20 protein-coding genes and 1 tRNA gene are annotated in these 21,152 nt (G+C 58.9%); 12 read left to right on the top strand and 9 right to left on the bottom strand.

Annotation, left to right across the window (positions count from 1 at the left end; all coding sequences use genetic code 11):
- Positions 1–397 precede the first annotated feature (397 nt).
- Positions 398–2,626, top strand: coding sequence for a HAMP domain-containing methyl-accepting chemotaxis protein (locus tag K6118_RS03790; protein WP_247118886.1), 2,229 nt, complete (start codon positions 398–400; stop codon positions 2,624–2,626).
- Positions 2,627–2,911: 285 nt separating this feature from the next.
- Here the strand turns inward: K6118_RS03790 and K6118_RS03785 are convergent, their stop codons facing one another.
- Entirely contained in the window at positions 2,912–4,090 is a 1,179-nt protein-coding gene (locus K6118_RS03785) for a BaiN/RdsA family NAD(P)/FAD-dependent oxidoreductase (protein WP_247118885.1), read from the bottom strand.
- A gap of 265 nt (positions 4,091–4,355) precedes the next feature.
- On the opposite strand from K6118_RS03785, the gene K6118_RS03780 reads away from it, so the two are divergent.
- Positions 4,356–6,644: a methyl-accepting chemotaxis protein gene (locus tag K6118_RS03780; RefSeq protein ID WP_247118884.1), complete on the top strand. Its 2,289-nt coding sequence runs from the start codon at positions 4,356–4,358 to the stop codon at positions 6,642–6,644.
- Positions 6,645–7,103: 459 nt separating this feature from the next.
- Here the strand turns inward: K6118_RS03780 and K6118_RS03775 are convergent, their stop codons facing one another.
- Positions 7,104–7,496 carry an energy transducer TonB gene (locus K6118_RS03775; protein ID WP_247118883.1) on the bottom strand — a complete coding sequence of 131 codons (393 nt, stop codon included), beginning with the start codon at positions 7,494–7,496 and terminating at the stop codon, positions 7,104–7,106.
- A 390-nt stretch (positions 7,497–7,886) separates the two neighbouring features.
- Between K6118_RS03775 and K6118_RS03770 the strand changes: the two genes are divergently transcribed.
- The 4 genes from K6118_RS03770 to K6118_RS03755 all read left to right on the top strand — a co-directional run bounded on the left by K6118_RS03770 (position 7,887) and on the right by K6118_RS03755 (position 11,955).
- Positions 7,887–7,975: transfer RNA gene (locus tag K6118_RS03770), tRNA-Ser, on the top strand.
- A gap of 276 nt (positions 7,976–8,251) precedes the next feature.
- The gene (locus K6118_RS03765; RefSeq protein WP_247118882.1) at positions 8,252–8,935 is read left to right on the top strand and encodes a Crp/Fnr family transcriptional regulator; all 684 of its coding nucleotides are present in this window, start codon (positions 8,252–8,254) and stop codon (positions 8,933–8,935) included.
- 55 nt (positions 8,936–8,990) lie between these two features.
- Positions 8,991–10,556 (top strand): PAS domain-containing sensor histidine kinase, encoded by a 1,566-nt coding sequence (locus K6118_RS03760; RefSeq protein ID WP_247118881.1) that lies wholly within the window; start codon positions 8,991–8,993, stop codon positions 10,554–10,556.
- A 76-nt stretch (positions 10,557–10,632) separates the two neighbouring features.
- Complete coding sequence (locus K6118_RS03755) at positions 10,633–11,955, top strand: globin-coupled sensor protein (protein WP_247118880.1); 1,323 nt, start codon at positions 10,633–10,635, stop codon at positions 11,953–11,955.
- Positions 11,956–12,014: 59 nt separating this feature from the next.
- Here K6118_RS03755 and K6118_RS03750 read toward each other — a convergent pair whose 3' ends face one another.
- From K6118_RS03750 to hisB, 5 genes are read right to left on the bottom strand one after another with little or no spacing between them, the layout of a single operon-like run.
- Complete coding sequence (locus K6118_RS03750; protein WP_247118879.1) at positions 12,015–12,341, bottom strand: phosphoribosyl-ATP diphosphatase; 327 nt, start codon at positions 12,339–12,341, stop codon at positions 12,015–12,017.
- Complete coding sequence (hisF, locus tag K6118_RS03745; protein ID WP_247118878.1) at positions 12,341–13,105, bottom strand: imidazole glycerol phosphate synthase subunit HisF; 765 nt, start codon at positions 13,103–13,105, stop codon at positions 12,341–12,343. Before hisF ends, K6118_RS03750 begins: the two co-directional genes overlap by 1 nt.
- The gene (gene hisA / locus K6118_RS03740; RefSeq protein WP_343269906.1) at positions 13,099–13,830 is read right to left on the bottom strand and encodes a 1-(5-phosphoribosyl)-5-[(5-phosphoribosylamino)methylideneamino]imidazole-4-carboxamide isomerase; all 732 of its coding nucleotides are present in this window, start codon (positions 13,828–13,830) and stop codon (positions 13,099–13,101) included. The genes hisF and hisA overlap by 7 nt, the downstream gene beginning before the upstream one ends.
- Positions 13,830–14,486 (bottom strand): imidazole glycerol phosphate synthase subunit HisH, encoded by a 657-nt coding sequence (gene hisH, locus K6118_RS03735; RefSeq protein ID WP_247118876.1) that lies wholly within the window; start codon positions 14,484–14,486, stop codon positions 13,830–13,832. Before hisH ends, hisA begins: the two co-directional genes overlap by 1 nt.
- An 18-nt stretch (positions 14,487–14,504) precedes the next feature.
- Positions 14,505–15,104 carry an imidazoleglycerol-phosphate dehydratase HisB gene (gene hisB / locus K6118_RS03730; protein WP_247118875.1) on the bottom strand — a complete coding sequence of 200 codons (600 nt, stop codon included), beginning with the start codon at positions 15,102–15,104 and terminating at the stop codon, positions 14,505–14,507.
- Positions 15,105–15,266: 162 nt separating this feature from the next.
- Between hisB and K6118_RS03725 the strand changes: the two genes are divergently transcribed.
- The 6 genes from K6118_RS03725 (at position 15,267) to K6118_RS03700 (ending at position 20,262) form a co-directional block, all read left to right on the top strand.
- Positions 15,267–16,808, top strand: coding sequence for a UDP-N-acetylglucosamine--peptide N-acetylglucosaminyltransferase SPINDLY family protein (locus K6118_RS03725; RefSeq protein ID WP_247118874.1), 1,542 nt, complete (start codon positions 15,267–15,269; stop codon positions 16,806–16,808).
- An 83-nt stretch (positions 16,809–16,891) separates the two neighbouring features.
- Positions 16,892–17,461: an ATP-dependent protease subunit HslV gene (hslV, locus tag K6118_RS03720; protein ID WP_247118873.1), complete on the top strand. Its 570-nt coding sequence runs from the start codon at positions 16,892–16,894 to the stop codon at positions 17,459–17,461.
- Positions 17,462–17,465: 4 nt separating this feature from the next.
- On the top strand, positions 17,466–18,773 hold the full coding sequence (gene hslU, locus K6118_RS03715) for an ATP-dependent protease ATPase subunit HslU (protein ID WP_247118872.1): 1,308 nt from the start codon (positions 17,466–17,468) through the stop codon (positions 18,771–18,773).
- Positions 18,774–18,897: 124 nt separating this feature from the next.
- The gene (locus tag K6118_RS03710) at positions 18,898–19,416 is read left to right on the top strand and encodes a hypothetical protein (protein ID WP_247118871.1); all 519 of its coding nucleotides are present in this window, start codon (positions 18,898–18,900) and stop codon (positions 19,414–19,416) included.
- Positions 19,417–19,684: 268 nt separating this feature from the next.
- Positions 19,685–20,053: a histidine triad nucleotide-binding protein gene (locus K6118_RS03705; RefSeq protein WP_247118870.1), complete on the top strand. Its 369-nt coding sequence runs from the start codon at positions 19,685–19,687 to the stop codon at positions 20,051–20,053.
- Positions 20,054–20,064: 11 nt separating this feature from the next.
- On the top strand, positions 20,065–20,262 hold the full coding sequence (locus tag K6118_RS03700) for a hypothetical protein (protein WP_247118869.1): 198 nt from the start codon (positions 20,065–20,067) through the stop codon (positions 20,260–20,262).
- Here the strand turns inward: K6118_RS03700 and K6118_RS03695 are convergent.
- Complete coding sequence (locus tag K6118_RS03695; protein ID WP_247119423.1) at positions 20,259–20,453, bottom strand: Trm112 family protein; 195 nt, start codon at positions 20,451–20,453, stop codon at positions 20,259–20,261. The two genes, K6118_RS03700 and K6118_RS03695, sit on opposite strands and share 4 nt — an antisense overlap.
- 33 nt (positions 20,454–20,486) lie before the next feature.
- Positions 20,487–21,152 carry an LON peptidase substrate-binding domain-containing protein gene (locus K6118_RS03690; protein ID WP_247118868.1) on the bottom strand — a complete coding sequence of 222 codons (666 nt, stop codon included), beginning with the start codon at positions 21,150–21,152 and terminating at the stop codon, positions 20,487–20,489.

Genomic DNA, 21,152 nt, shown 5'->3' with positions numbered 1-21,152 from the left:
TTCACGGTATGATGGAGCAAGCCCTTACAACTATCTGATGTGAATTAGATTCAATCGGCCAGACTAAACGACACATAAAAATACGATGAAAATCCTTGGTCTTTGCCAGATAATAAGGGGCATGGTTCCCCTATTTTCTCTGCAGCGTAGGCGCTTCAGGTTGTACGTAGTTTTCCAAAATATGATGTCTCGGTTTCCCCACTATTTTAAGTGATGGGATTTTTATAGAAAATTAGGTTTTCACTGTCAGCCTTCTCACTATTGGAACCCAATTGCGTTGGGAAATTTCGAAAAATTTCCAACACAGATCGGGGCCTGTGGTTCGAGGAATGTCTTCTGGCCGGCGCTGCGTGATTACAATACAAAAAAGGGGCGTTCGTACGCCACAGGGTAGAATATGACACAAAAATCTCTGAGTTCCCTCCTTTCTGGAAACACCAGCATACGGACGCGCCTGATTGCAGCATTCTCAGGCTTGATGGCAATCTTCATCGTCGCGGTTCTGCTAAGTGTTAGCAAAAGCTCAAATATCGGCGATATTTCACAGCGAACCGTAACCTTGAGGGTTCCTACAGCCAATGCCAGTGCGACTTTGGTTTCCGACATATATGCATCTCTTGCCGCACTGAGGGGCTGGATGCTGACAGGCAATCCGTCCTTCAAGGCAGAACGCGCCGCAGTCTGGAAAGACATCGACCGAACCGTTACGGCCATGGAAGGTTTATCCAATTCCTGGACAAACCAGGAGAACGTGAAGGACTTCGCCAAGGTCAAAACCACTCTGGCAGAATTCCGCGACGCCCAGGCAAAAGTGGAAGTCATAGCCCACAGCCCTGCGGAATTGCCTGCAAGTGAAATTCTGCTGAACGAAGCCGCCCCGCTCGCAGGCGAAATCATCAAGCAGATCACAGCGCTTATCGACGAAGAAATCACGCTTGCTGCGAACAAGGACCGCAAGAACCTTTTGGGTATCATGGCGGACGTGCGAGGCTCCATGGCGATGAGCTTGGCGAACATTCGAGCATATCTGCTGTCAGGCGATACCCGCTTCAGAGACAATTTCAATGGCACCTGGGCCAAGAACGAGAAGCGCTTCGCGGACCTCAGCAAGAATGTGCGCCTGATGACGAAGTCTCAGCGGACGGCCTTCAAGGCCTTGTCCGCAGCCCGGAACCAGTTCGCCCCAATTCCGCAGCGCATGTTTGAAATTCGTTCCTCGAATAAATGGAACATGGCGAACTTTATGCTGGTAACCGAAGCCGCCCCCCGAGCGAACGCGATCCTGGATATCCTGGCGGGCATCCAAGACGATACAGGTAACCGCACAGGTGGCATGACTGCCAATCAGAAGAAACTTCTGGATCAGGATTCGAAACAGGCGGTCGATCAGGTGAACAGCCTTGTTACCCTGAACTGGCTGCTGCTTTCCGTCGGCATGGTAATCTCTATCGTGGTTCTTTTCCTCCTCAACAGGTCTGTAATAAAACCGCTCGTCAATATGACAGGAATAATGGGCGTTCTGGCCGACGGGAATAATGATGTCGACATCCCCAACCTTGGCCGGGGCGACGAGTTAGGCGCCATGGCGCAGGCCATACAGAAGTTCAAGGCAAACGCCATAGAACGATTACGCCTTGAGGCCCAAGCTAAGGCCGATGAGGAACACCGCCGCAAGCTGGAGAAAGACCAGATGGATGCTGAGCGGACGCGGCGTGAAGAAGAAGCGCGTCGAGAAAGAGAGGAAGCCGAACGCAAGGAAGCCCTTGCCCGCAACATGGCAGACCTGACACGCGAGTTCGATACGCAAACGTCCGAGCTACTACAGATGGTAACCTCTGCGGGCGCAGAACTGGAAAGCACAGCCCGGTCCATGAGCAGCACGGCAGGCCAGACAAGCTCCCAATCCAACACCGTTGCCGCGGCAGCCGAGGAAGCGACTGTAAATGTCCAAACCGTGGCGAGCGCGACGGAAGAGCTGACAGCCTCGATCTCGGAAATCGGTCAACAAATCGAACGCTCGTATCAGGCCAACAATCAGGCAGCTGACAAGACCGAACATGCGGCGACCGTGATGGAGGAACTTGTTGCTGCATCTCAGGCGATATCAGAGGTCGTGCACCTGATCAACGACATCGCCGAACAGACCAACCTGCTTGCACTCAACGCCACAATTGAGGCGGCCCGTGCAGGCGAGGCCGGAAAGGGCTTTGCTGTTGTTGCCAGCGAGGTGAAAAACCTGGCCAGCCAAACGGCACAGGCGACCGAGCAGATCGAACGCCAAATTCTTGCCGTGCAAGAAAAGACCGGTATTGCGACAAGTTCGATGAGTGAAATTCGGGCTGCCGTACGTGAAACGGCTGAACTGGCGAACGCTGTTGCCGCTGCGGTCGAACAGCAGCAGGCGGCTACAGGCGAAATCGCCCGCAACATTCAGGAGGCCGCCAAAGGCACACGCGAGGTAAACGAGAATATAGCCCATGTCGCAACCGGCGCGACCGAAACACAGGCGGCCGCGACACAAGTGCTGAGCGCCGCGCAGGAGGTCTCCAGCGTATCCAACCGGGTAAAGGCGGCGACCGACAGCTTCTTTGCAAATATCCGCAAGGTTATGGCCGCAGTTGGATAGGGCTGTCGGCGGAAGCTTTCGGCAGGGTAGAGTGTGGCGTTGATTTCCCCGGAAATGATCTTCGCCAGTTGGTTGGGACTGGCGAATTCCAGGTCCTTGCAATAGTCAGCATCGTCGACATCGGCCGAAAAATCAGGGTAGCCGGCTTTCAGCGCCAAAAGGCCCTCAGCGATTTTTGATGTACAGCGAAGCTCTCCGACTTTCGCTTCCAGGACTCTTTTAGGGTGACTAAAAGGGGGAATATTCACAATATATGCTGTACCGTCACATATATATTTTAGTTACTTACAGCGCCTGACCGGCGGCCCAGCCGCTGGCCCAGGCCCACTGGAAATTATAGCCGCCGAGCCAGCCGGTGACATCGACGCATTCGCCGATGAAATAGAGGCCGGGCATGGCCTTGGCTTCCAGGGTTTTGGAGCTGAGGTCGTCGGTGGAGACGCCGCCGCGCGTGACCTCCGCTTTCTTGAAGCCTTCGGTGCCCGAAGGTGTGAGCGTCCAGGCGCCCAGCCTGTCGGCTACCTGTTGAAGGTCCTTGTTCGACAGGCCCGCCATCGTCCCCGGCCAGGACGCAGCGATGGCGTCGGCAAGCCGGGCCGGCAGCTTTTCGGCAAGCACGGTCTTGAGGGCCGCCTTGGCGCGGTGCTGCCGCTCGGCCTTCAGCCAGCCCAGCACCTCAGGCCCATCCGGCAGCAGGTTGATCGTCACCGCCTCCCCCGGATGCCAATAGGAGGACACCTGCAAGATCGCCGGGCCTGAAAGCCCGCGGTGGGTGAACAGCAAGGCTTCGCGGAACGAGGTTTTCCCGACACTGACAATGCTGTCGGCGGCAACGCCCGCCAGCGGCTGCATGAAGGCGAGGTCGTCATCCGCGAAGGTGAAAGGCACAAGCGCCGGCGTGGGCGGCACGATCTCAAGCCCGAACTGGCGGGCGATATCATAGGCGAAGCCTGTCGCCCCCATTTTCGGGATGGAGACACCGCCCGACGCGATCACCAGCCTGGGCGCGGTGAGATGGCCGCCGTCCTCCAGGGTGAGCCGGTAAAGGCCATCCTCATACCCGACCGTCTCAATCGCCTGGCCGCAGCGAATTTCGGCCCCTGCCGTGCGGCATTCCGCCAGCAGGGCATCGAGCACCGCCCGCGCGCCCTGGTCGGAGAAAAGCTGCCCCAGCGTCTTTTCATGCCAGGTGATTCCGTGGCGCGCCAGAAGATCCATGAAATCCCACGCCGTGTAACGGCTGAGCGCCGATTTGGCGAAGTGGGGATTCTCGCTGAGGTAAGATGTCGGCCGCACATCGATGTTGGTGAAATTGCAGCGCCCGCCCCCGGAGATAAGGATTTTGGCCCCCGGCTTTTTGCTGCGCTCCAACACCAAAACCCTGAGGCCCCGCCCGGCCGCGACCTGGGCGCACATCAGCCCTGCGGCCCCGGCGCCAACGATGATCGCATCCCATTCAGCCATTCCTCAGATGTCCTTTTCCATACTGCGACAAGGTATCAATGACCGGCTGGCCTCAATTTTCGCGCTGATGGCGCTTTTATCCAACGAGACTGTTGATAACAAGAAATGAAGCGTTACTATCATGCCAACCTAAAGGGGAACTCCAGGGAAATAGGCAGTGGGACACCTGTCTTTATGATTCATTAACTGCCTTGTGCAATGTATTGGGTCAAATAACCTCTGTTCTCTAATGTTTTTGTTCGTCGAATGACAAGGGGCATTCCATATGGCCGCGCTTGATACCGTCTCCAAAGGACGTCTTTTCAGTATCCGAAACCTGCTTTTTGCCGTGACAGCAACCTTGATGCTGATCGTCATGGCCTTGGCAGGCCTCCAGATGAAGAACGCTTGGGATAAGCGCGAGCGTGCCGAGGATGCCATGAGCATCAACGTCCTGATCGACGACATCGTCCAGATGAAAATGGCGCTCGGTGCCGAACGGACCGCGACCTATACGGCCTATGGCTTCAAGGGCGCCGCGGACGCGGACTTCCTGAACCTGATCAAGACCAACCGGCGTGTTGTGGCAGATGCCTATAACAACATCCAGGCGCGGCTCAAGAAGCTGCCGCCGTTCGATGGCGAGTCCTACAACGAGCAGATGTACAAGGCCGTCAACAAGCGCTTCCAGGCCACCGAGAAGAAGCTCACCGACCAGTATAAGGCCTATCAGGACCACCTGAGCAAAATTGACGCCGACCTGACCTCCACCGGCAAGAAAGAAATGCGCGGCCGCAGCGCCACCCTTTACATGACCGACCTGATCGAAACCGCAGCATCGATCCGGGACGCGCTCGAACAGAACTATGATTTCGGCGACGACCGCATCAGCGAAGTCATGATGCTCAAGCACCAGCTGTGGCTGATGATCGAATATGCCACCCGCGAGTCGGCCTCGCTGGGTGAGAACATCGCTGCGCACGAGCAGATTTCCGCGATCAAGCGTGAACAGGGCGCCCGCTATGGCGGTGTCGGCCAGGCTGCCTGGAACCAGGCGATGGCGATCATCCATTCGGTTTCGATTGCCCGCCCGGACACCACCGAAGATGCCCTGCAGAAACGCATCAAGGCGATCAAGGACACCTTCTTCACCGATTTCGAAAACACCCGCTTCAACCTCTATGACCTGTCGGATGAAGCCGATGCCGATGAAAACGGCAACTATGTTGTCAACTATGGCATGACGCCGATGGAATGGGTTCAGCTGAGCCAGAAATCCGCCGCCCCCGTAATGGCGATGGCGGACTATGCCGGCAAGCTTTCCAGGGAACTCAATGAAAACGCCGTCAGCGCTGCAACCGGCAGCCTGTGGACGGCCGGCTTCCTGCTGCTGTTCGTGATCGCCATGGGCGGTGCCGCGGGTATCGTGGTCCTGTTCCGTGTCGTCCGCCCGGTCAATGCTCTGTCAAACACCATGATGGTGCTGGCCCAGGGCAACCTGGAAGTCGAAGTTCCGAACGCCGAACGCAACGACGAAATGGGCGACATGGCCCGGTCGGTGCAGGTGTTCAAGGAAAACGCTGTCGAACGCCAGCGGCTTGAGACCGAACAGCGCGAACGTGAAGAAACCGAGCGCGTCCGCCAGGAAGAAGCCGAGCGCAAGCAGCGCGAGGAAGAAGAAGCCCGCCGCATCCGCGAACAGGAGCAGGAAGAAACTGCCCGCGAGGAACGCCGTCAGGCGATGCTGGACCTTGCCGACCAGTTCGAAGCATCGGTCATGGCTGTTGTGGAAGGCGTGTCCCGCTCGGCAGGCGAAATGGAAAACGCTGCCCGCTCGATGGCCGAAACCGCAGACGACACGTCGAAAAAATCGGAAGTCGTGGCGAACGCTGCCCAGCAGGCCAGCTCCAATGCCCAGATGGTGGCATCGGCAGCCGAAGAGCTGTCGTCCTCCGTCCGTGAGATCACCGGCCAGACCAACCAGTCGTCCGCTTCTGCCCGCGACGCCGTGAGCCGGACCGAAAACGCCAGCAATGACGTGGCTGAACTGGTGAACGCCGCCCAGAAGATCGGCGACGTGGTCAAGCTGATCAACGATATCGCCGAGCAGACCAACCTGCTCGCGCTCAACGCCACCATCGAGGCGGCGCGCGCGGGTGATGCCGGCAAGGGCTTTGCCGTGGTCGCCAGCGAGGTCAAGAGCCTCGCCAACCAGACCGCCAAGGCCACCCAGGAAATCAGCGAACAGGTCGACGGCATGCAGCAGGCCACCAACCTGGCCGTCCGTGCCATGGACCAGATCAAGTCGATCATCGGCGAGATCGAATCCACGTCGGTATCGATTGCTTCGGCGGTTGAAGAGCAGGATGCCTCGACCCAGGAAATCGCCCGCAACGTGGCCGAAGTGTCCACGGGTACGGAAGAAGTGACCTCGAACATCCATGCCGTGAACCAGGGCGCAACCTCGACCGGCTCCGCCGCGACGCAGGTTCTGTCCGCCGCTCAACTGCTGACCCAGCAGTCGGACGAGCTTCGCGGCCAGGTCGAAAGCTTCCTGAAGACGATCCGCACCTAAGCGAGCATCCGCCTTCATCCAGAACAAAAGCCCCGCTCCGGCGGGGCTTTTTTTATGGCCGCGCCTCTCTTGCAGGAGATGAGGGCCTGTTCCGGCATATTCACCGCCACCATGCCCTGTGCCCGCATTCCGCACGGTTCTAGCGCATGGCACGCCTTGCTGGACGCCGCGGATACCGCCCTTCGCCGTACACGCCCCTAGGCCGGACATACGGGGACCGGCGGCCCCAAGTTGGCCCCAGCCACACCGTACCGCTCTGGCGCCTTAAGGAGGAGAGATTAAAGAGGAGGGGAGAGGCATAAGACCTGGCTTGCGTTTTCGCACGGCCGACAAGAACAAGCCCCCCTCGCCCCAGAGCCTTCACCCGGCGGACCATACGCCTTTTCGGCCCCTGAAAAAGCAAGAGCCCGCGCTCAGGCGGGCTCTTCACATCAGATCGCTATATATATACTGGCTGCGTTAGCGCAAACGCCAGGCAAACGGAATAACGAACGTCAGGTTCGCATCCGACAGGCTTGCCGGCGGCTTGGGCAGCGGATCCAGCTTTTTCATGATTTTGGGGATTACGTTATCGAGGACGCTTTGCCCCGTCGCTTCCACCACTTCATAATTAGTGATCTTGCCGTCACGGTCGATCGTGACTTTTACCTTGGCGACACCCTCGATCTCACGTGCAATTGCAGCACGCGGGTAAATGTGGGCGTGACCAATTTTTTGGACAAGTTTATGGCGCCAATCGGACATTGCGTCGGCGCGCGCAGGCATCGACATGGTAAAGCCTGTCACCAAAACGACCATCGCGGCGGCGATAGCACGCCTGACAGCCAGGCCTGCCGTTACCCTTTGAATCATGCGTATTCTCCCCGTTTCTCTTACCGGACACCAGCGTATGATATGAAACGCAGGTAAAGACACTGATAAGAATTATGGTTAATTTATCATTAAGGTTACCTGCACTATTTCCGGCAGCCTGTCGACCCCCGAGCACGGGTTCCCCTCGGTAATCTAGCCTATTTTCCAATCTGTCAAACCGGGTTGCGCCTGAAAGTAGCACTATAGACGCGATAGATGATTAACACCCGGCCCCTACCGGGCTTTCCCCGATGCGGAATTCCGATGCAGAATTCCGGCGCAGAATTCCGGTGTAGCTGTATTTCCCTCTTGCCATCGGGATCAGGATAGCTATAGTGCGCCCCGCAGCTGAGCGCCCCTATGGGGCTGGCTTGGTATGCTCTCTCGAACGGAGCCGTGGCCGAGCGGTTTAAGGCGCACGCCTGGAAAGCGTGTTGGGGTCCTGCCCCTCGAGGGTTCGAATCCCTCCGGCTCCGCCATTCATCCTGGAAAAAATATCCTAATTTCCCCAGCCTCGCTGGCCGCGAAAACGCAGGATGAGCGACAAATACCCCCACCCCGACAATAATTCCCGTCCCGCTGGCAGAATGTGATCACTTTGTTGCATATGCAACGACATAGCGCTGGTTTTGAAATATCAAAATTCTATGATTGTTGCATACGATGAGCCGCCGATATCGCTAGGGCTGTTAAGAGCTTAGTTACAGGTTGGCTTGTAAAATAGCGGGGGAATCGAGGCATGGAAGCGGGGGTCTATGCTGGACGAGCGGAACATTACTCTAGAACGTGTCATAACGGATTCTGGACGGATCGAGCGTTTCGAAAAGCGGTCAAAGATTGCCTCACGGCATCAACCGCTTGGGTCGCTCTATCTTGTCCGCGAAGGCTGTCTGGCCACCACGGCCAATCTGCCCTGCGGCCGCATTTTTTGCCCACAAATCTTTGTCCCGGGGGACTATGCCCCTGCCTTCGCCCTGATCCCAGGCGAGATCAAGGTGGACATGATCGCGCTTTCCAGAACAACGGTAACGTCCGTCCCGCGGAAAACCATCCTGGCGTGGCTTCAGGACCGCCCCGAGAACCAGGAATGGATCCTGAGGGCGCTGAGACAGAATGTCCTCCACTGCGGGATGCGCGGGACAGTCACCAATTTTGGCGATGCCACCGCTAAACTGACCGCCCTGATCGCCGAAATCTGGATCAGGACCCACGGCAACAATATTATGCCTGTTGCAGGCGAACCAATTCCACTTGCCATGACCCAAACGCACTTGAGCCTGGTTTCCGGCCTGTCGAAAGCCCAGGTCAGCCGGACCTTGGGCGACCTGTGCGCCGCGGGATACTTCCTCAAGGATGGGGATACCCTGCTGATCAATGATGCCGAGTTCCTGAGAAACGCCATCCGGGACCTGAAAGCGATGTTGCCATGCGCGGGGTGATGTATCCTTTCAAGGTCAGCCAGCATATAGCTGCCCATCAAGGCGGGGGCACTGCATGACACAAGGCCTGCAACCGCTGATCTCCGAGCTGATCGATATCGCCCAGGACGCTTTTCTGGTCGTAACCGCCGATGGCAATATCGTTTTTGCCAACAATGGCGCCCGGGACCTGACCGGCTATGACCGGGAAGACCTGATCGGCATGTCGATCGATATGCTGATCCCGAAACAGCGCCGGGCCGCCCACGCCGGACTTTTCAAAAGTTTCGTCGACAGCGGCCAGGAAACCTATCTGATGAGCCGGCGCGGGACCGTGCCGCTTCTGGGCAAGGGGGATCATATCTATGAGGTCGGCGCCACCATCAGCCGCAAGATGGTGGACGGCCAGCTTTATTTCGGCGTGATCCTGACCGACCTGTCGCCCTTGAAGACCGCGCTCCAATATGTGGTGGACCGGGAAATCAAGCTCAAGCAATCGCTGGAACAGCTGGAGCGCGCCGAGGAACGGTTCGTCCTCGCCCAGCAGTTGGCCCAGATCGGCAGCTGGGACTGGCAGATCGCCAATGGCGAGCTTTTCTGGTCCGATGAGGTCTACCGCATTTTCGGGATGGAGCCGCAAGTCCTGACGCCCACCTACGACATCTTCCTGAGTTTCATCCATCCGGACGACCGTGCCGCGGTGGAAGCCGCGGTCGCGCGGTCGCTTGAGGACCCGGCGGAGCGCTATGACATCAACCACCGTATCGTCCGGCCCGACGGTGAAATCCGCACCGTCCGGGAAATCGGTAAAGCCCAGATGGACAAGGATGGCAAGCCGCGCCTGATGATCGGATCAGTACAGGACATCACCGAAAGCGAGAGCCTGCAGGAACAGATGGCCTCCGCGCTGATCCGCGAGACCGAGGCCAACCGCTCGAAAAGCGAATTTCTCGCCAACCTGAGCCATGAACTCAGAACGCCGCTCAACGCCGTAATCGGCTATTCGAGCCTGATCGCGACCCTGCCGAAAACCGACGCCGCCTTCGACAAGATCGAGGAATATGCCGGTGACATCAACATGGCGGGTACCCATCTGAGCGAACTTGTGGAAGACATTCTGGAAATGTCCAAGGTCGACCTCGGCATCGTCGACCTGCATGAAGACGACGTCGACCTCGAGAACGTCATCCATGCCGTCCAAACCATGGCCAACGGCCGGGCCAACGAAAGGGGTGTCATCCTCCGGACCAAGATCGCCCCGGCCCTGCCCCGGGTAACCGGCGACGCCCTGCGTATAAAACAAGTGCTGCTCAACCTGATCGTCAACAGCATCAAATTCACCGACAGCGGCGGCTGGGTGCATGTGGATGCCTATGAACGCGACGACGGCGGTGTCCGCGTTTCGGTCGCCGACAATGGCTGCGGCATGGAAAAAAACCGCATCGAAGATGCCATCAAGAAATTCACCAAACTCCATAGCCCGCTCAAGAGCCAATATCAGGGCGGGCTTGGCCTCGGTCTCAGCATGGCCAAGGCCTATTGCGACCTGCACGAAGCAGACCTCACCATCGAAAGCGACCCCGGCCAAGGCACGACCGTTTTCGTAGACTTTCCCCCATCACGAACCATAGGACCACCATAATAGAAACAGGCACCCGCCCCTTTTCAAAGCTGACACAGAGCAGCGATCACCATGGGTGCGGTTAGGGAGAGAAAAATTGGATGAATTCGACAGGGAAAACAGGCTGGCCTTCCTGGCCGTCGGCGAAGATCATATCGCCATATTGCCGGAACTGTGGGAAGCCATAGAACCGGCGCTACCGGACATTTTGGACAGTTTCTATGAGCATGTGATGCGCGTACCCGGGCTTGCCGCCATCATTGGCGACACGGCCCGCCTGCCACGCCTGAAGAAAGCACAGCATAACCACTGGCGGAGCCTCATGTGCGACCGCTTCAATGACAGCTATTTCCAAAGCGTCAAACGCATCGGCCTCGCCCACAACCGCATCGGGCTTGAACCCCGCTGGTATCTGGCCGCCTACAGTTTCGTGCTTGGCAAAATCTGCCAGATCATGTTCCGAAAGTATCATAATGACCTGGAGCGCGCGGCGCTTGCCAACACGGCCATCACCCGCGCCATCTATCTGGACATGGACATGGCGATCAGCGTCTATTTCGAGGCCATGACCCACGAACAAAGGGCCACGCTCGAAGCTTCGCTTTCGTTCGTAGATGAGGTGCGTCAGTCCCTCGCCGGGGTCGCGACCTCGGTCGGGCAATTGAAATCCATCGCCGAAATCGTCGCGGAAAACGCCCAGGACGGCGAACAGCAGACCGTCGCGGTGGCCGCCGCATCCGAGGAAGCCTCGACCAGCGTCCGCACCGTCGCGGCCGCAGCTGAGGAAATGTCGGCATCGCTGCAGGAAATCGAACGCCAGGTCCAACAATCGGCCAGCTCGACCGACCGCGCGGTCGAACAGGTGCGCACCACCAATGAGGACATCACCTCGCTCAGCGCAGCCGCCGAGCGCATCGGCAAGGTGGTCAGCCTGATCCAGAATATCGCCGCGCAGACCAACCTGCTGGCGCTCAATGCCACCATCGAGGCCGCGCGGGCGGGCGATGCCGGGCGCGGCTTCGCCGTCGTCGCCAGCGAAGTAAAAAGCCTGGCGCAGGAAACCGCGCGCGCAACCGAGGAGATCGACGAGCAGATCGCCGGCATGCAGACCGCAACGGACGCCACCGTGAACTCGATCAAATCGGTCGCGGAAACCATCGAATCGGTAGGCCAGATTTCCGGCCAGATCGCCCATACCGTGCGGGAGCAGACCGCCGCGACCCACGAGATCGCCCAGAATGTTCAGGAGGCCGCGCGCGGCACGCAGGATGTCTCCAGCAGCATCGCGCTTGTGTCCAGCTTCACCCAGAAGAACCAGGGCAACGCCGCGGAAGTCTTAGAAGCAACAGGCCACCTGCAAATGCTGACAGAACAGCTGAATACCTCGGTGGACAAATTTCTGGAAGGCGTGGCGCGCTAGAAAGCGCCGCGCATCCTGCACCGCCCAGATTCGGACCCAGGCTTACCCCCTGCCGGGTTTCAGTCTGGGCGGGATGCCTTTTCGACGAGGCCGGACAGGCCTTCACGGCGGGCAAGCTCGTCGGCGATATCGCCGAGCGTCAGGCCGCGGGCTTCAAGGAGAACCATCAGGTGGAACAGAAGGTCCGCGCCTTCGCCCACAATGCCGTCCTGGTCATCCATCGCCACCGCCATGGCGATCTCGACCGCTTCCTCGCCCACCTTCTGGGCGATCTTGCGGTCGCCTTTCTTGTAGAGCTTGGCGACATAGCTGGTGTCCGGGTCGGCGTTTTTACGTTCAGCCAGCAGGGCCTCAAGACGGCGGAGGGTGTCCAATCGGTCGGTCATCAGTCAATCTCCCGCATCGGGATTCCGGCCCGGATCATATGGGCCTTGGCTTCGGCGATCGAATAGTCGCCGAAATGGAAAATGGACGCCGCCAGCACCGCCGAGGCGTGGCCGTCCCTGATACCTTCGACCAGATGGTCGAGCGTGCCGACACCGCCCGAGGCGATCACCGGCACCGACACCGCGTCCGAAATCGCGCGCGTGAGCGGAATGTTGAAGCCCTCACGCGTGCCGTCCCGGTCCATGCTGGTCAGCAGAATTTCACCCGCACCCAGCGCGGCCACCTGTTTGGAATATTCCACAGCATCAATGCCGGTGGGCGTGCGGCCACCGTGGGTGAAAACCTCCCACTTACCGGGCGCCACTTCCTTGGCGTCCACCGCGACAACAATGCACTGGGAGCCGAATTTCTCGGCGAGCTGCCGGACGATGTCCGGGTTCTTGACCGCCGCGGTCATCAGCGAAACCTTGTCGGCGCCCGCGAGCAACAGCTTGCGCACATCTTCTTCGGTGCGCACGCCGCCGCCGACGGTCAGCGGCATGAAGCAGGCCTCGGCCGTGCGGCTCACCACATCCAGCAGGATATCCCGTTTTTCGTGGCTCGCGGTGATGTCGAGGAAGGTGAGTTCGTCGGCGCCCGCGGCATCATACACCCGCGCCTGCTCGACCGGGTCACCCGCGTCCTTGAGGTCGACAAAATTTACGCCCTTCACAACACGGCCGTCTTTAACGTCAAGACAAGGGATAATGCGTGCTTTCAGCATTCACCTTCTCCTGCCGCGATCTTGAGGGCCGCGTGGAGGTCCATGCCGCCGTCGTAAATCGCCCGGCCGGTGATCACGCCTTCAAGGTTGCCTGCGGCGACCACGCGGCGGATGTCCTCAAGGTCCTTCACGCCGCCCGAGGCGATCACCGGAATGCTGACCGCCTCCGCGAGCGCGGAGGACGCTTCGGCGTTTACGCCCGTGAGCGTGCCGTCCCGGTCAATGTCGGTATGGATGATCGCGGCCACGCCCGCGTCCTCAAACTGACGCGCGAGTTCGGTCACCTCGAGTTCACTGGCTTCGGCCCAGCCTTCCACCGCGACCATACCGCCCTTGGCGTCGATACCGACGGCGATCTTGCCCGGGAACAGGTGGCAGGCTTCCTTGACAAGCGCGGGGTTCTTCACCGCGAGCGTGCCGAGGATAAGCCGTGAGATACCGGCGGCGAGCCAGCGTTCCATCGTCGCGATATCGCGGATACCACCGCCGAGCTGCACCGGCACATCGACGCGGCTAAGGATCGCTTCCACAGGCGCGGCGTTGACCGGCTCACCCGCGAAAGCGCCATTGAGGTCGACAAGGTGCAGCCACGGGCAGCCTGCCTGCACGAAGGCTTCGGCTTGCGCTGCCGGATCGTCATTGAAAACAGTAGCCGCGTCCATGTCGCCCTTGAAGAGGCGCACGCAGTTGCCGTCCTTGAGGTCGATTGCGGGGTAAAGGGTAATCATGGCCGCCACTCCAGAAACGCACGCAACAGTTTCAGCCCCACCTTCTGGCTTTTTTCCGGGTGGAACTGGGTGCCGATGATATTGCCCTCGCCCACGATGGCGGTGACCGCCATGCCGTAGTCGGTGGTCGCCAATAGCGCCGACTTGTCGGCAAGCGCCATATGGTAGCTATGGACGAAATAGGCGTGGTCACCGGGCTCGATGACACCAGCGACCGGATGGGCGCGGCCCGCATCGGTCAGCTCGATCTCGTTCCAGCCCATGTGGGGGATCTTGAGGCTCCCATCAGCAGGTTCCATTTTCTCGACCACGCCGTCGATCCAGCCCATGCCCTGGTGGGTGCCGTGTTCATGGCCCTCGCGCGCCATCAGGTGCATCCCGACACAGATACCGAGGAAGGGTTGCCCCTTTACCCGCACCGCTTCGCGGATCGCCTCCTTGAGGCCATCGATGGCGAGAAGCCCACGGCGGCAGTCACCGAAGGCGCCAACGCCCGGCAGCACGACGCGGTCGGCGGATGCCACCACGTCCGGCTTGTCGGTTACAATAATACGGCTATCAAGGCCGGCTTCGACGCCTGCACGGGCCAGCGCCTTCTCTGCCGACCGCAAGTTGCCGGAGCCATAATCGATAATGGCGACGGTTTCACTCATCACACTCTCCGTCGTCGCTTAGAGGCTGTCGCCCAGGGTGCCTTTGGTACTGGGTACCGCATCGGCCTTGCGCGGGTCGATCTCGACCGCGGCACGCAGCGCGCGGGCCAGCGCCTTGAAACAGCTTTCGATGATATGGTGGCTGTTGGTGCCGTAGAGATTTTCCACATGCAGCGTCACACCGGCGGCGAACGCGAAGGCGCGGAAGAATTCTTCGAACAGCTCGGTATCCATTTCACCGATCTTGTCGCGCGGGAACTCCACCCGCCAGACCAGGAACGGCCGGCCGGAAATATCGATCGCCGCGCGGGTCAGCGTTTCGTCCATCGGGATATAGGCATTGGCGTAACGGGTAATACCCTTCATCCCGCCCAGCGCCTTCTTCACCGCGGTGCCGAGCGCGATGCCGCAGTCCTCCGTGGTGTGGTGGCCGTCGATATGCAGGTCGCCCTCGCACTTGAGTTCGATATCGATGAGCGAATGGCGCGACAGCTGCTCCAGCATATGGTCGAGGAAGCCAATACCGGTATGGACATCGTAGATACCGGTGCCATCCAGATTGAGCGCGACGTCGATCGACGTCTCCTTGGTTTTCCTGTCATATGCGGCAATGCGCATGTCTCTCGCTCCTGCTTCCTATCGACCTTGCCCATTATGGGACAAAAAAGGCCGGTAAAACGGTTGATAGCCTTGCTAATAAGCATATTCTGGGCATCAGACGAACAATTTCTTTTGAAACAGTTGATAAACCTACGTGTTTTGACAGGGAAGGGGGCCCCGATGAAAAGCTTATTTATTGCTATACTTGCTGTAGGAATCCTTGGCGCGCCTTCCGCAGCCATTGCTCAGGAAATAGGCCGTCTACCCGGCGATGATCACCCTGAAGGCCAGCTATCATTCCCTGGCCTACCAGACGAAAAGCCCTCGTCCGTGAACACCAGCGTCCAATACCTACCGCTCCGGGACTGTCTGTTCAGCGCAACAGAACCAGCACAAAAGCTAACTCCGCCAGCTTTCTACAAGAAAGCCAAAACATGCGATCACTTCCTAGCTCAATATAAGGACAAGCTGACCCCGGATCAGCGATATGCCGTAGCCATTGCTCGGGTTAAACTGGATTACGAAGCACATAATTATACGCAGATGAAGGCCGATCTCGCCGAGGCGCAAAATCTCACCAATGTACCCGATGACCCCTTAGAAACCCACATACGCCAACAAACTGTCGAAGCTCTCGACATTTTTGTCGGCTATTTCGACAAGAGGTCGCCTGTTTGGCTCAAGCGGGCCCGCGCCTTTTCCAATGCCAATCCCGATTTCGTTTTCGCGCACATGCTATATGAAAATATTGCATTCAAAGCTCACAGCATTGATGACGTTATAATTGGCTACCAACGGCTACTCCGGATCAGTCCCTCGGATAACGGCTTTATTAGCCTCGCTCTTATTCTCCAAAACCAAGGACGTCCCGACGAAGCAAGTCAGCTATTGATCCATGCTCTAAGCTCCGCTGAACTACACCATGACCTTGGTAATCTGCTGATCGCATACAGCAGGTCTGAAGGGCTGGCCCATCGTTTTGACAATGCCTCGCAATTATTGAGCATGTTGTCGCCCGAAATGAGTGGAGAAAAGGCCAGGACGCTGCAAAGGCAAGTATTTGCTCAGTATCCCTCCTTGGCTAATCGACACCTATGGATCAGCAAGAGCTATTCTTTCAACGAAGACGTAAAGCTCGAAACTGCATACAATAAACTAGAGCGCGGCGATATTCCGGGCGCGGTTTCGATAGCGGCCAAACAACAGCTAGTATGTACCAATCTGCGCTGTATGAAGCTTGAGGCTGCAGTAGCAGAGGCTGCGGGAGACCATGACAAAGCTGACAAATTAAAAGAAAAAATCGCTCACTCAGTGGACAAAATTTCCAATGTTTATGCAAACAACTGGGAAACCTCTTTCATTCTTGGTTTGCCATCCATTCCACTCGAACATTTCACCACCGGATATTACTTTGGTTCTCCAAAAGTAAGAAGCTATTCGTATTCAGGCAGCACGCTAACAGTTGAGGTCCACGATGATAACCCCATGGGAGCTTATCGTGTCTGGCTAGAAACAATGCGGGCGGCGCAAAAGGCTGCCTCCGACAAAGGAGTAAAATCATTCCTGTTGCAGACGGTTACGACTGGATACAGCTATAAGAATTCCAAAAAATTCGGCAAGAGTTTCAGTAACTATTCCGCCACCTTCAATATCCTGCCAGTTACCAACGATAACCAGGACACAGCACAATTGGCAGCCTGGAGACAAATCGCGGTGAAATAGCGTCAGGGAAACAGGCCCTTGAGAATATCGCCCAGGCTCCATATATCCAGACCAGACTTCAGACAAACACAAGAAGGTTTCCCATGACCCAATTCAACGACAAGCTCCCCACCTGGCACGCCACCACCATCTGCAGCGTGCGCAAGGGCGGCAAGGTCGTCATCGCGGGCGACGGCCAGGTTTCGGTCGGCGACACGGTGATGAAGGCGAATGCGCGCAAGGTGCGCCACCTGGGCGGCGGCAAGGTGCTGGCCGGCTTCGCGGGCGCGACCGCCGACGCCTTCACCCTGTTCGAACGGCTCGAGGCCAAGCTTGAGCGCCACCCCGGGCAACTGGCCCGCGCCTGTGTCGAACTCGCCAAGGACTGGCGGACGGACAAATACCTCAGGCAGCTTCAGGCGATGATGATCGTGGTCGACAAGGACGTGAGCCTCGTCGTCACCGGCAACGGCGATGTCTTGGAACCCGAACACGGCGTGGTCGCCATCGGCTCGGGCGGCAACTATGCGCTCGCCGCCGCGCGCGCGCTTTATGACCAGGACCTGCCGGCTGAGGATATCGCCCGCAAGGCCATGGGCATCGCCGCCGATATCTGCGTCTATACCAACAATAATATCATTCTCGAGAGCCTCGAGAGCGACAGTAAGGAGTAAGGGTATGCCCGAGTTTTCCCCGCGCGAGACCGTTTCCGAGCTCGACCGCTTCATCATCGGCCAGAAGGACGCCAAGCGCGCCGTGGCCGTGGCGCTCAGGAACCGCTGGCGCCGCCAGCAGCTCGACGGCCAGATGCGCGAAGAGGTGCTGCCCAAGAATATCCTGATGATCGGGCCGACCGGTGTCGGCAAGACCGAAATCTCCCGCCGGCTCGCCAAGCTGGCGGAAGCGCCCTTCATCAAGGTCGAGGCGACCAAATTCACCGAGGTCGGCTATGTCGGCCGCGATGTCGAGCAGATCATCCGTGACCTGATCGAGAGCGCGATCCTGATGACGCGCGAGAAGAAGCGCGCCGAAGTCGGTGCCAAGGCCGAGATCCAGGCCGAGGACCGGGTGCTCGATGCGCTGACCGGCCCCGGCGCGAGCGACGCCACGCGCCAGAAATTCCGCAAGATGCTGCGCGAGGGCGAGCTGGCCGACAAGGAAATCGAGCTGGAACTGGCCGACACCACGAGCCCGTTCCCGCAGTTCGAGGTGCCGGGGATGCCGGGCGCGAGCGTCGGCATGCTCAACCTCTCCGACATGTTCGGCAAGGCCATGGGCGGCCGCACGGTGAAGAAAAAGCTGAAGGTCTCCGACGCTTACGAGCAGTTAATGGCCGAGGAAGCCGACAAGCTGGTGGATGAGGATGTCATCACCCGCGAGGCCATCTTCCTCGTCGAACAGCACGGCATCGTCTTCATCGATGAGATCGACAAGATCTGCGCGCGCGCCGACATGCGTGGCGGGGATGTCAGCCGCGAAGGCGTGCAGCGGGACCTGCTGCCGCTCATCGAAGGCACCACGGTTTCCACCAAGCATGGCGTGATCAAGACCGACCATATCCTGTTCATCGCCTCGGGCGCGTTCCATCTGTCGAAACCGTCGGACCTGCTGCCGGAACTGCAGGGCCGCCTGCCGATCCGGGTGGAGCTGGACGCGCTCAGCGAAGCCGATTTCGTCCGCATCCTGACCGAGCCGGACTATAGCCTGATCCGCCAGTATGTAGCGCTTCTGGGCACCGAGGAGGTGACGCTCGACTTCACCGAGGACGGCATCAAGGAGATCGCCCGCATCTCCGCCCACTTCAACGAGACGGTGGAAAACATCGGCGCGCGGCGGCTGCATACGGTGCTTGAAAAAGTGCTGGAGGACATCTCCTTCACCGCCAGCGACCAGGCCGGCGCCACCGTGACCATCGACGCCGCCTTCGTCGGCAAGCAGATGGGCGAAGTCACCGGCGAAAGCGACCTGTCGAAGTTTATTCTGTAGGCCGCTTCAGCGGATTGAACGATCCGGTCGAATCTCCTACCGTGTCACCCCGGGGTTGCAAAACTGGCACCTGCGCCGCCTGATCCCGGGGGCCATATTTTTACGAACACGGAGGGGGTGACGGATGAATGAGGGTCAGCAAGCAAGATATAAGTCCGACGCCCTACCTGACAGGATAGAATTCCCGCCTGCTACATTCCAGTATGGCCTCATCTTCAGTACCGTGCCGATTCTTGGGGCCGCGTTCATCGCGCTCGCGCTTGACCTTGTCCCACACCCGGCTTTTGAAACAAACTATCCTTTGGCTTGGATACTGGGGGTCCTTTTCCTGGGCATCGGGTTTTACTTGATGAAATGGGCCCTGACACGGCCAAAGCTCGTTCTGGCCCCCGAAGGTCTCACCTGGGGTGATCAGCTGTATCCGTGGGACACAATCCAAGGCTTCGGCGTGATTTTTATATACCACGGCTTCCGGTTTTACCTGTATCTGACGCCAAACCCATCCACGCACGAGCTGACCCCTATCCAAATGAGATTAGGCTATCTGGTCAAACCCACGATGGAGGTCGTGACCGCAATTCAGGACTATTATGAGCAAATTCGCGGCGAGGTTCTACCGAACTTGGGCCTGCCTTCCCGTTGAAGGCCACTGAGATAAAACGGGTGAAACATCCTCGCCGAAAGCGACCTGTCGGAATTCATTCTGTAGGGTGACCACACAGTCATTATGGCCGTTGATTGCACCCCTCATATCCCCTAGCTTGTCATACCGGAGCTTGACCCCGGTATCCATGCGATACCTGAACCATATACCGCTGTATCCACTGGGGTATGGACCCCGGGATCAAGTCCCGGGGTGACACTGATCAAGAAAATGGCGCCTGTCGCGCCTTGCCGGAAGGGAGCCCGCCATGGCCTATGACCAGAATAATATCTTCGCGAAAATCCTGAAGGGCGAGATCCCGTGCAACAAGGTCTATGAGGATGACTTCGCCCTCGCCTTCCATGACATCAACCCGCAGGCGCCCATCCATGTACTGGTGATCCCGAAGGGTGATTATGTCTCGATGGCGGACTTCACAGCCGACGCGCCCGCCGAGCTGGTCACCGGCTTCTTCCGCGCGGTCGGCACGGTCGCGAAGCAGTTGGAACTGGTCGAACCCGGCTACCGCATCCTCGCGAACGCCGGTGTGAACGCCCACCAGGAAGTGCCGCACCTGCATATCCACATCTTCGGTGGCCGCCCGCTGGGGCCCATGCTCACGCGCGAAACGCTCTGAGCCCAAGCCTCATGCAGCTACAGCGGCACGCCGTCCGGCTTCTGGCCTTCATCCTGTTCGATATCATCGTGATCACGGTGGGCGGTGCGGTCGGCTATCTCGACCTCGGCGAGCCCTGGGGCAGCTTCCTCAAGGCCAACATGGTCCTTGTCATCGCCGCCTGCCTCGCAGGGTTCGCGCTCGTCTATAAGCTGGATAAGGGACGCTAGCCGTCCAGCTCGCGGGCTTCGTCGGCGAGCAGGATAGGGATACCGTCACGGATCGGAAAGGCGAGCCCGGCCGCACGGCTGATCAGCTCCTGCTTTTCCGCGTCATACTCCAGCGTCGTGCGCGTCACCGGGCAGACGAGGATTTCGAGAAGCTTGGGGTCGGTGCTGCTGCGCTGCTTGGCGGTCGGCATGGTCACGAATCCTTCTTACTGATGGGCTGCGCCTCAGTGCCGGGCGCCCGGTGCCTGGTGCATAGTGGAACTGAGCGCCATGAGCAAGAGCCCGGTGAGGATGCCGCCGCGTTCGCCCACGGTGCGGGCCTCCAAAAGCGCCTGCTTCTCGGCCGGGCCGAACGGCACGATCATCGACAGCGTATTCACAAGCACCGTATCGGGCGCCGAGGCGATGGCGTCATAGTCGGCCTCCAGCCCACGCAGGTCCAGATACCGCTTGAGCGCATCGAGAAGCGGCCCACGCTCCACGCCGTGGTCGCCCTGGTGCCAGTCGGTCTGGTCGGTCTCATAAGGCGACCAGTCCGCCTGCACCTGCCGGTAAGGCGTGGTGACCCGAAGCTCGCTGCCTACACGGAAGCGCGACACACCCTTCAGCCGGACCACAAGGCGGCCATCCCCGGTTTCCTTGACCGGGCCGAGGATACCGACACAACCGACCGACTTGAGGGCTGGGTTTTCGCGTATGCTGTCCGCCTCCTCCGGCTGGATCATGCCGATGAGGCCGTGGCCCGCGACCGCGTCGCGCACCATCTGGAGATAGCGGGGTTCGAAAATATTGAGCGGCAGGCTGGAGCCGGGCAGCAGGATAACGCCGCTCAGCGGAAAAACCGGGATGACGGACGGCAGGACAAGCGTGCGCTGTTTTTGTTCCGTCAT

This window comes from Kordiimonas marina, from assembly GCF_023006325.1.
GTDB classification, from domain to species: Bacteria; Pseudomonadota; Alphaproteobacteria; order Sphingomonadales; family Kordiimonadaceae; genus Kordiimonas; species Kordiimonas marina.
The sequence above is the reverse complement of the archived record's forward strand: the minus strand, read 5'-3'. Positions and strand labels throughout refer to the sequence as shown.

What these genes read in the sequence shown, in the direction of transcription:
- K6118_RS03790 (WP_247118886.1), top strand. Translation starts at nt 398, where the DNA reads ATGACACAAAAATCTCTGAGTTCCCTCCTTTCTGGAAACACCAGCATA.
- K6118_RS03785 (WP_247118885.1), bottom strand. Translation starts at nt 4,090, where the DNA reads ATGGCTGAATGGGATGCGATCATCGTTGGCGCCGGGGCCGCAGGGCTG.
- K6118_RS03780 (WP_247118884.1), top strand. Translation starts at nt 4,356, where the DNA reads ATGGCCGCGCTTGATACCGTCTCCAAAGGACGTCTTTTCAGTATCCGA.
- K6118_RS03775 (WP_247118883.1), bottom strand. Translation starts at nt 7,496, where the DNA reads ATGATTCAAAGGGTAACGGCAGGCCTGGCTGTCAGGCGTGCTATCGCC.
- K6118_RS03765 (WP_247118882.1), top strand. Translation starts at nt 8,252, where the DNA reads ATGCTGGACGAGCGGAACATTACTCTAGAACGTGTCATAACGGATTCT.
- K6118_RS03760 (WP_247118881.1), top strand. Translation starts at nt 8,991, where the DNA reads ATGACACAAGGCCTGCAACCGCTGATCTCCGAGCTGATCGATATCGCC.
- K6118_RS03750 (WP_247118879.1), bottom strand. Translation starts at nt 12,341, where the DNA reads ATGACCGACCGATTGGACACCCTCCGCCGTCTTGAGGCCCTGCTGGCT.
- hisF (WP_247118878.1), bottom strand. Translation starts at nt 13,105, where the DNA reads ATGCTGAAAGCACGCATTATCCCTTGTCTTGACGTTAAAGACGGCCGT.
- hisH (WP_247118876.1), bottom strand. Translation starts at nt 14,486, where the DNA reads ATGAGTGAAACCGTCGCCATTATCGATTATGGCTCCGGCAACTTGCGG.
- hisB (WP_247118875.1), bottom strand. Translation starts at nt 15,104, where the DNA reads ATGCGCATTGCCGCATATGACAGGAAAACCAAGGAGACGTCGATCGAC.
- K6118_RS03725 (WP_247118874.1), top strand. Translation starts at nt 15,267, where the DNA reads ATGAAAAGCTTATTTATTGCTATACTTGCTGTAGGAATCCTTGGCGCG.
- hslV (WP_247118873.1), top strand. Translation starts at nt 16,892, where the DNA reads ATGACCCAATTCAACGACAAGCTCCCCACCTGGCACGCCACCACCATC.
- hslU (WP_247118872.1), top strand. Translation starts at nt 17,466, where the DNA reads ATGCCCGAGTTTTCCCCGCGCGAGACCGTTTCCGAGCTCGACCGCTTC.
- K6118_RS03710 (WP_247118871.1), top strand. Translation starts at nt 18,898, where the DNA reads ATGAATGAGGGTCAGCAAGCAAGATATAAGTCCGACGCCCTACCTGAC.
- K6118_RS03705 (WP_247118870.1), top strand. Translation starts at nt 19,685, where the DNA reads ATGGCCTATGACCAGAATAATATCTTCGCGAAAATCCTGAAGGGCGAG.
- K6118_RS03700 (WP_247118869.1), top strand. Translation starts at nt 20,065, where the DNA reads ATGCAGCTACAGCGGCACGCCGTCCGGCTTCTGGCCTTCATCCTGTTC.
- K6118_RS03695 (WP_247119423.1), bottom strand. Translation starts at nt 20,453, where the DNA reads ATGCCGACCGCCAAGCAGCGCAGCAGCACCGACCCCAAGCTTCTCGAA.
- K6118_RS03690 (WP_247118868.1), bottom strand. Translation starts at nt 21,152, where the DNA reads ATGACGGAACAAAAACAGCGCACGCTTGTCCTGCCGTCCGTCATCCCG.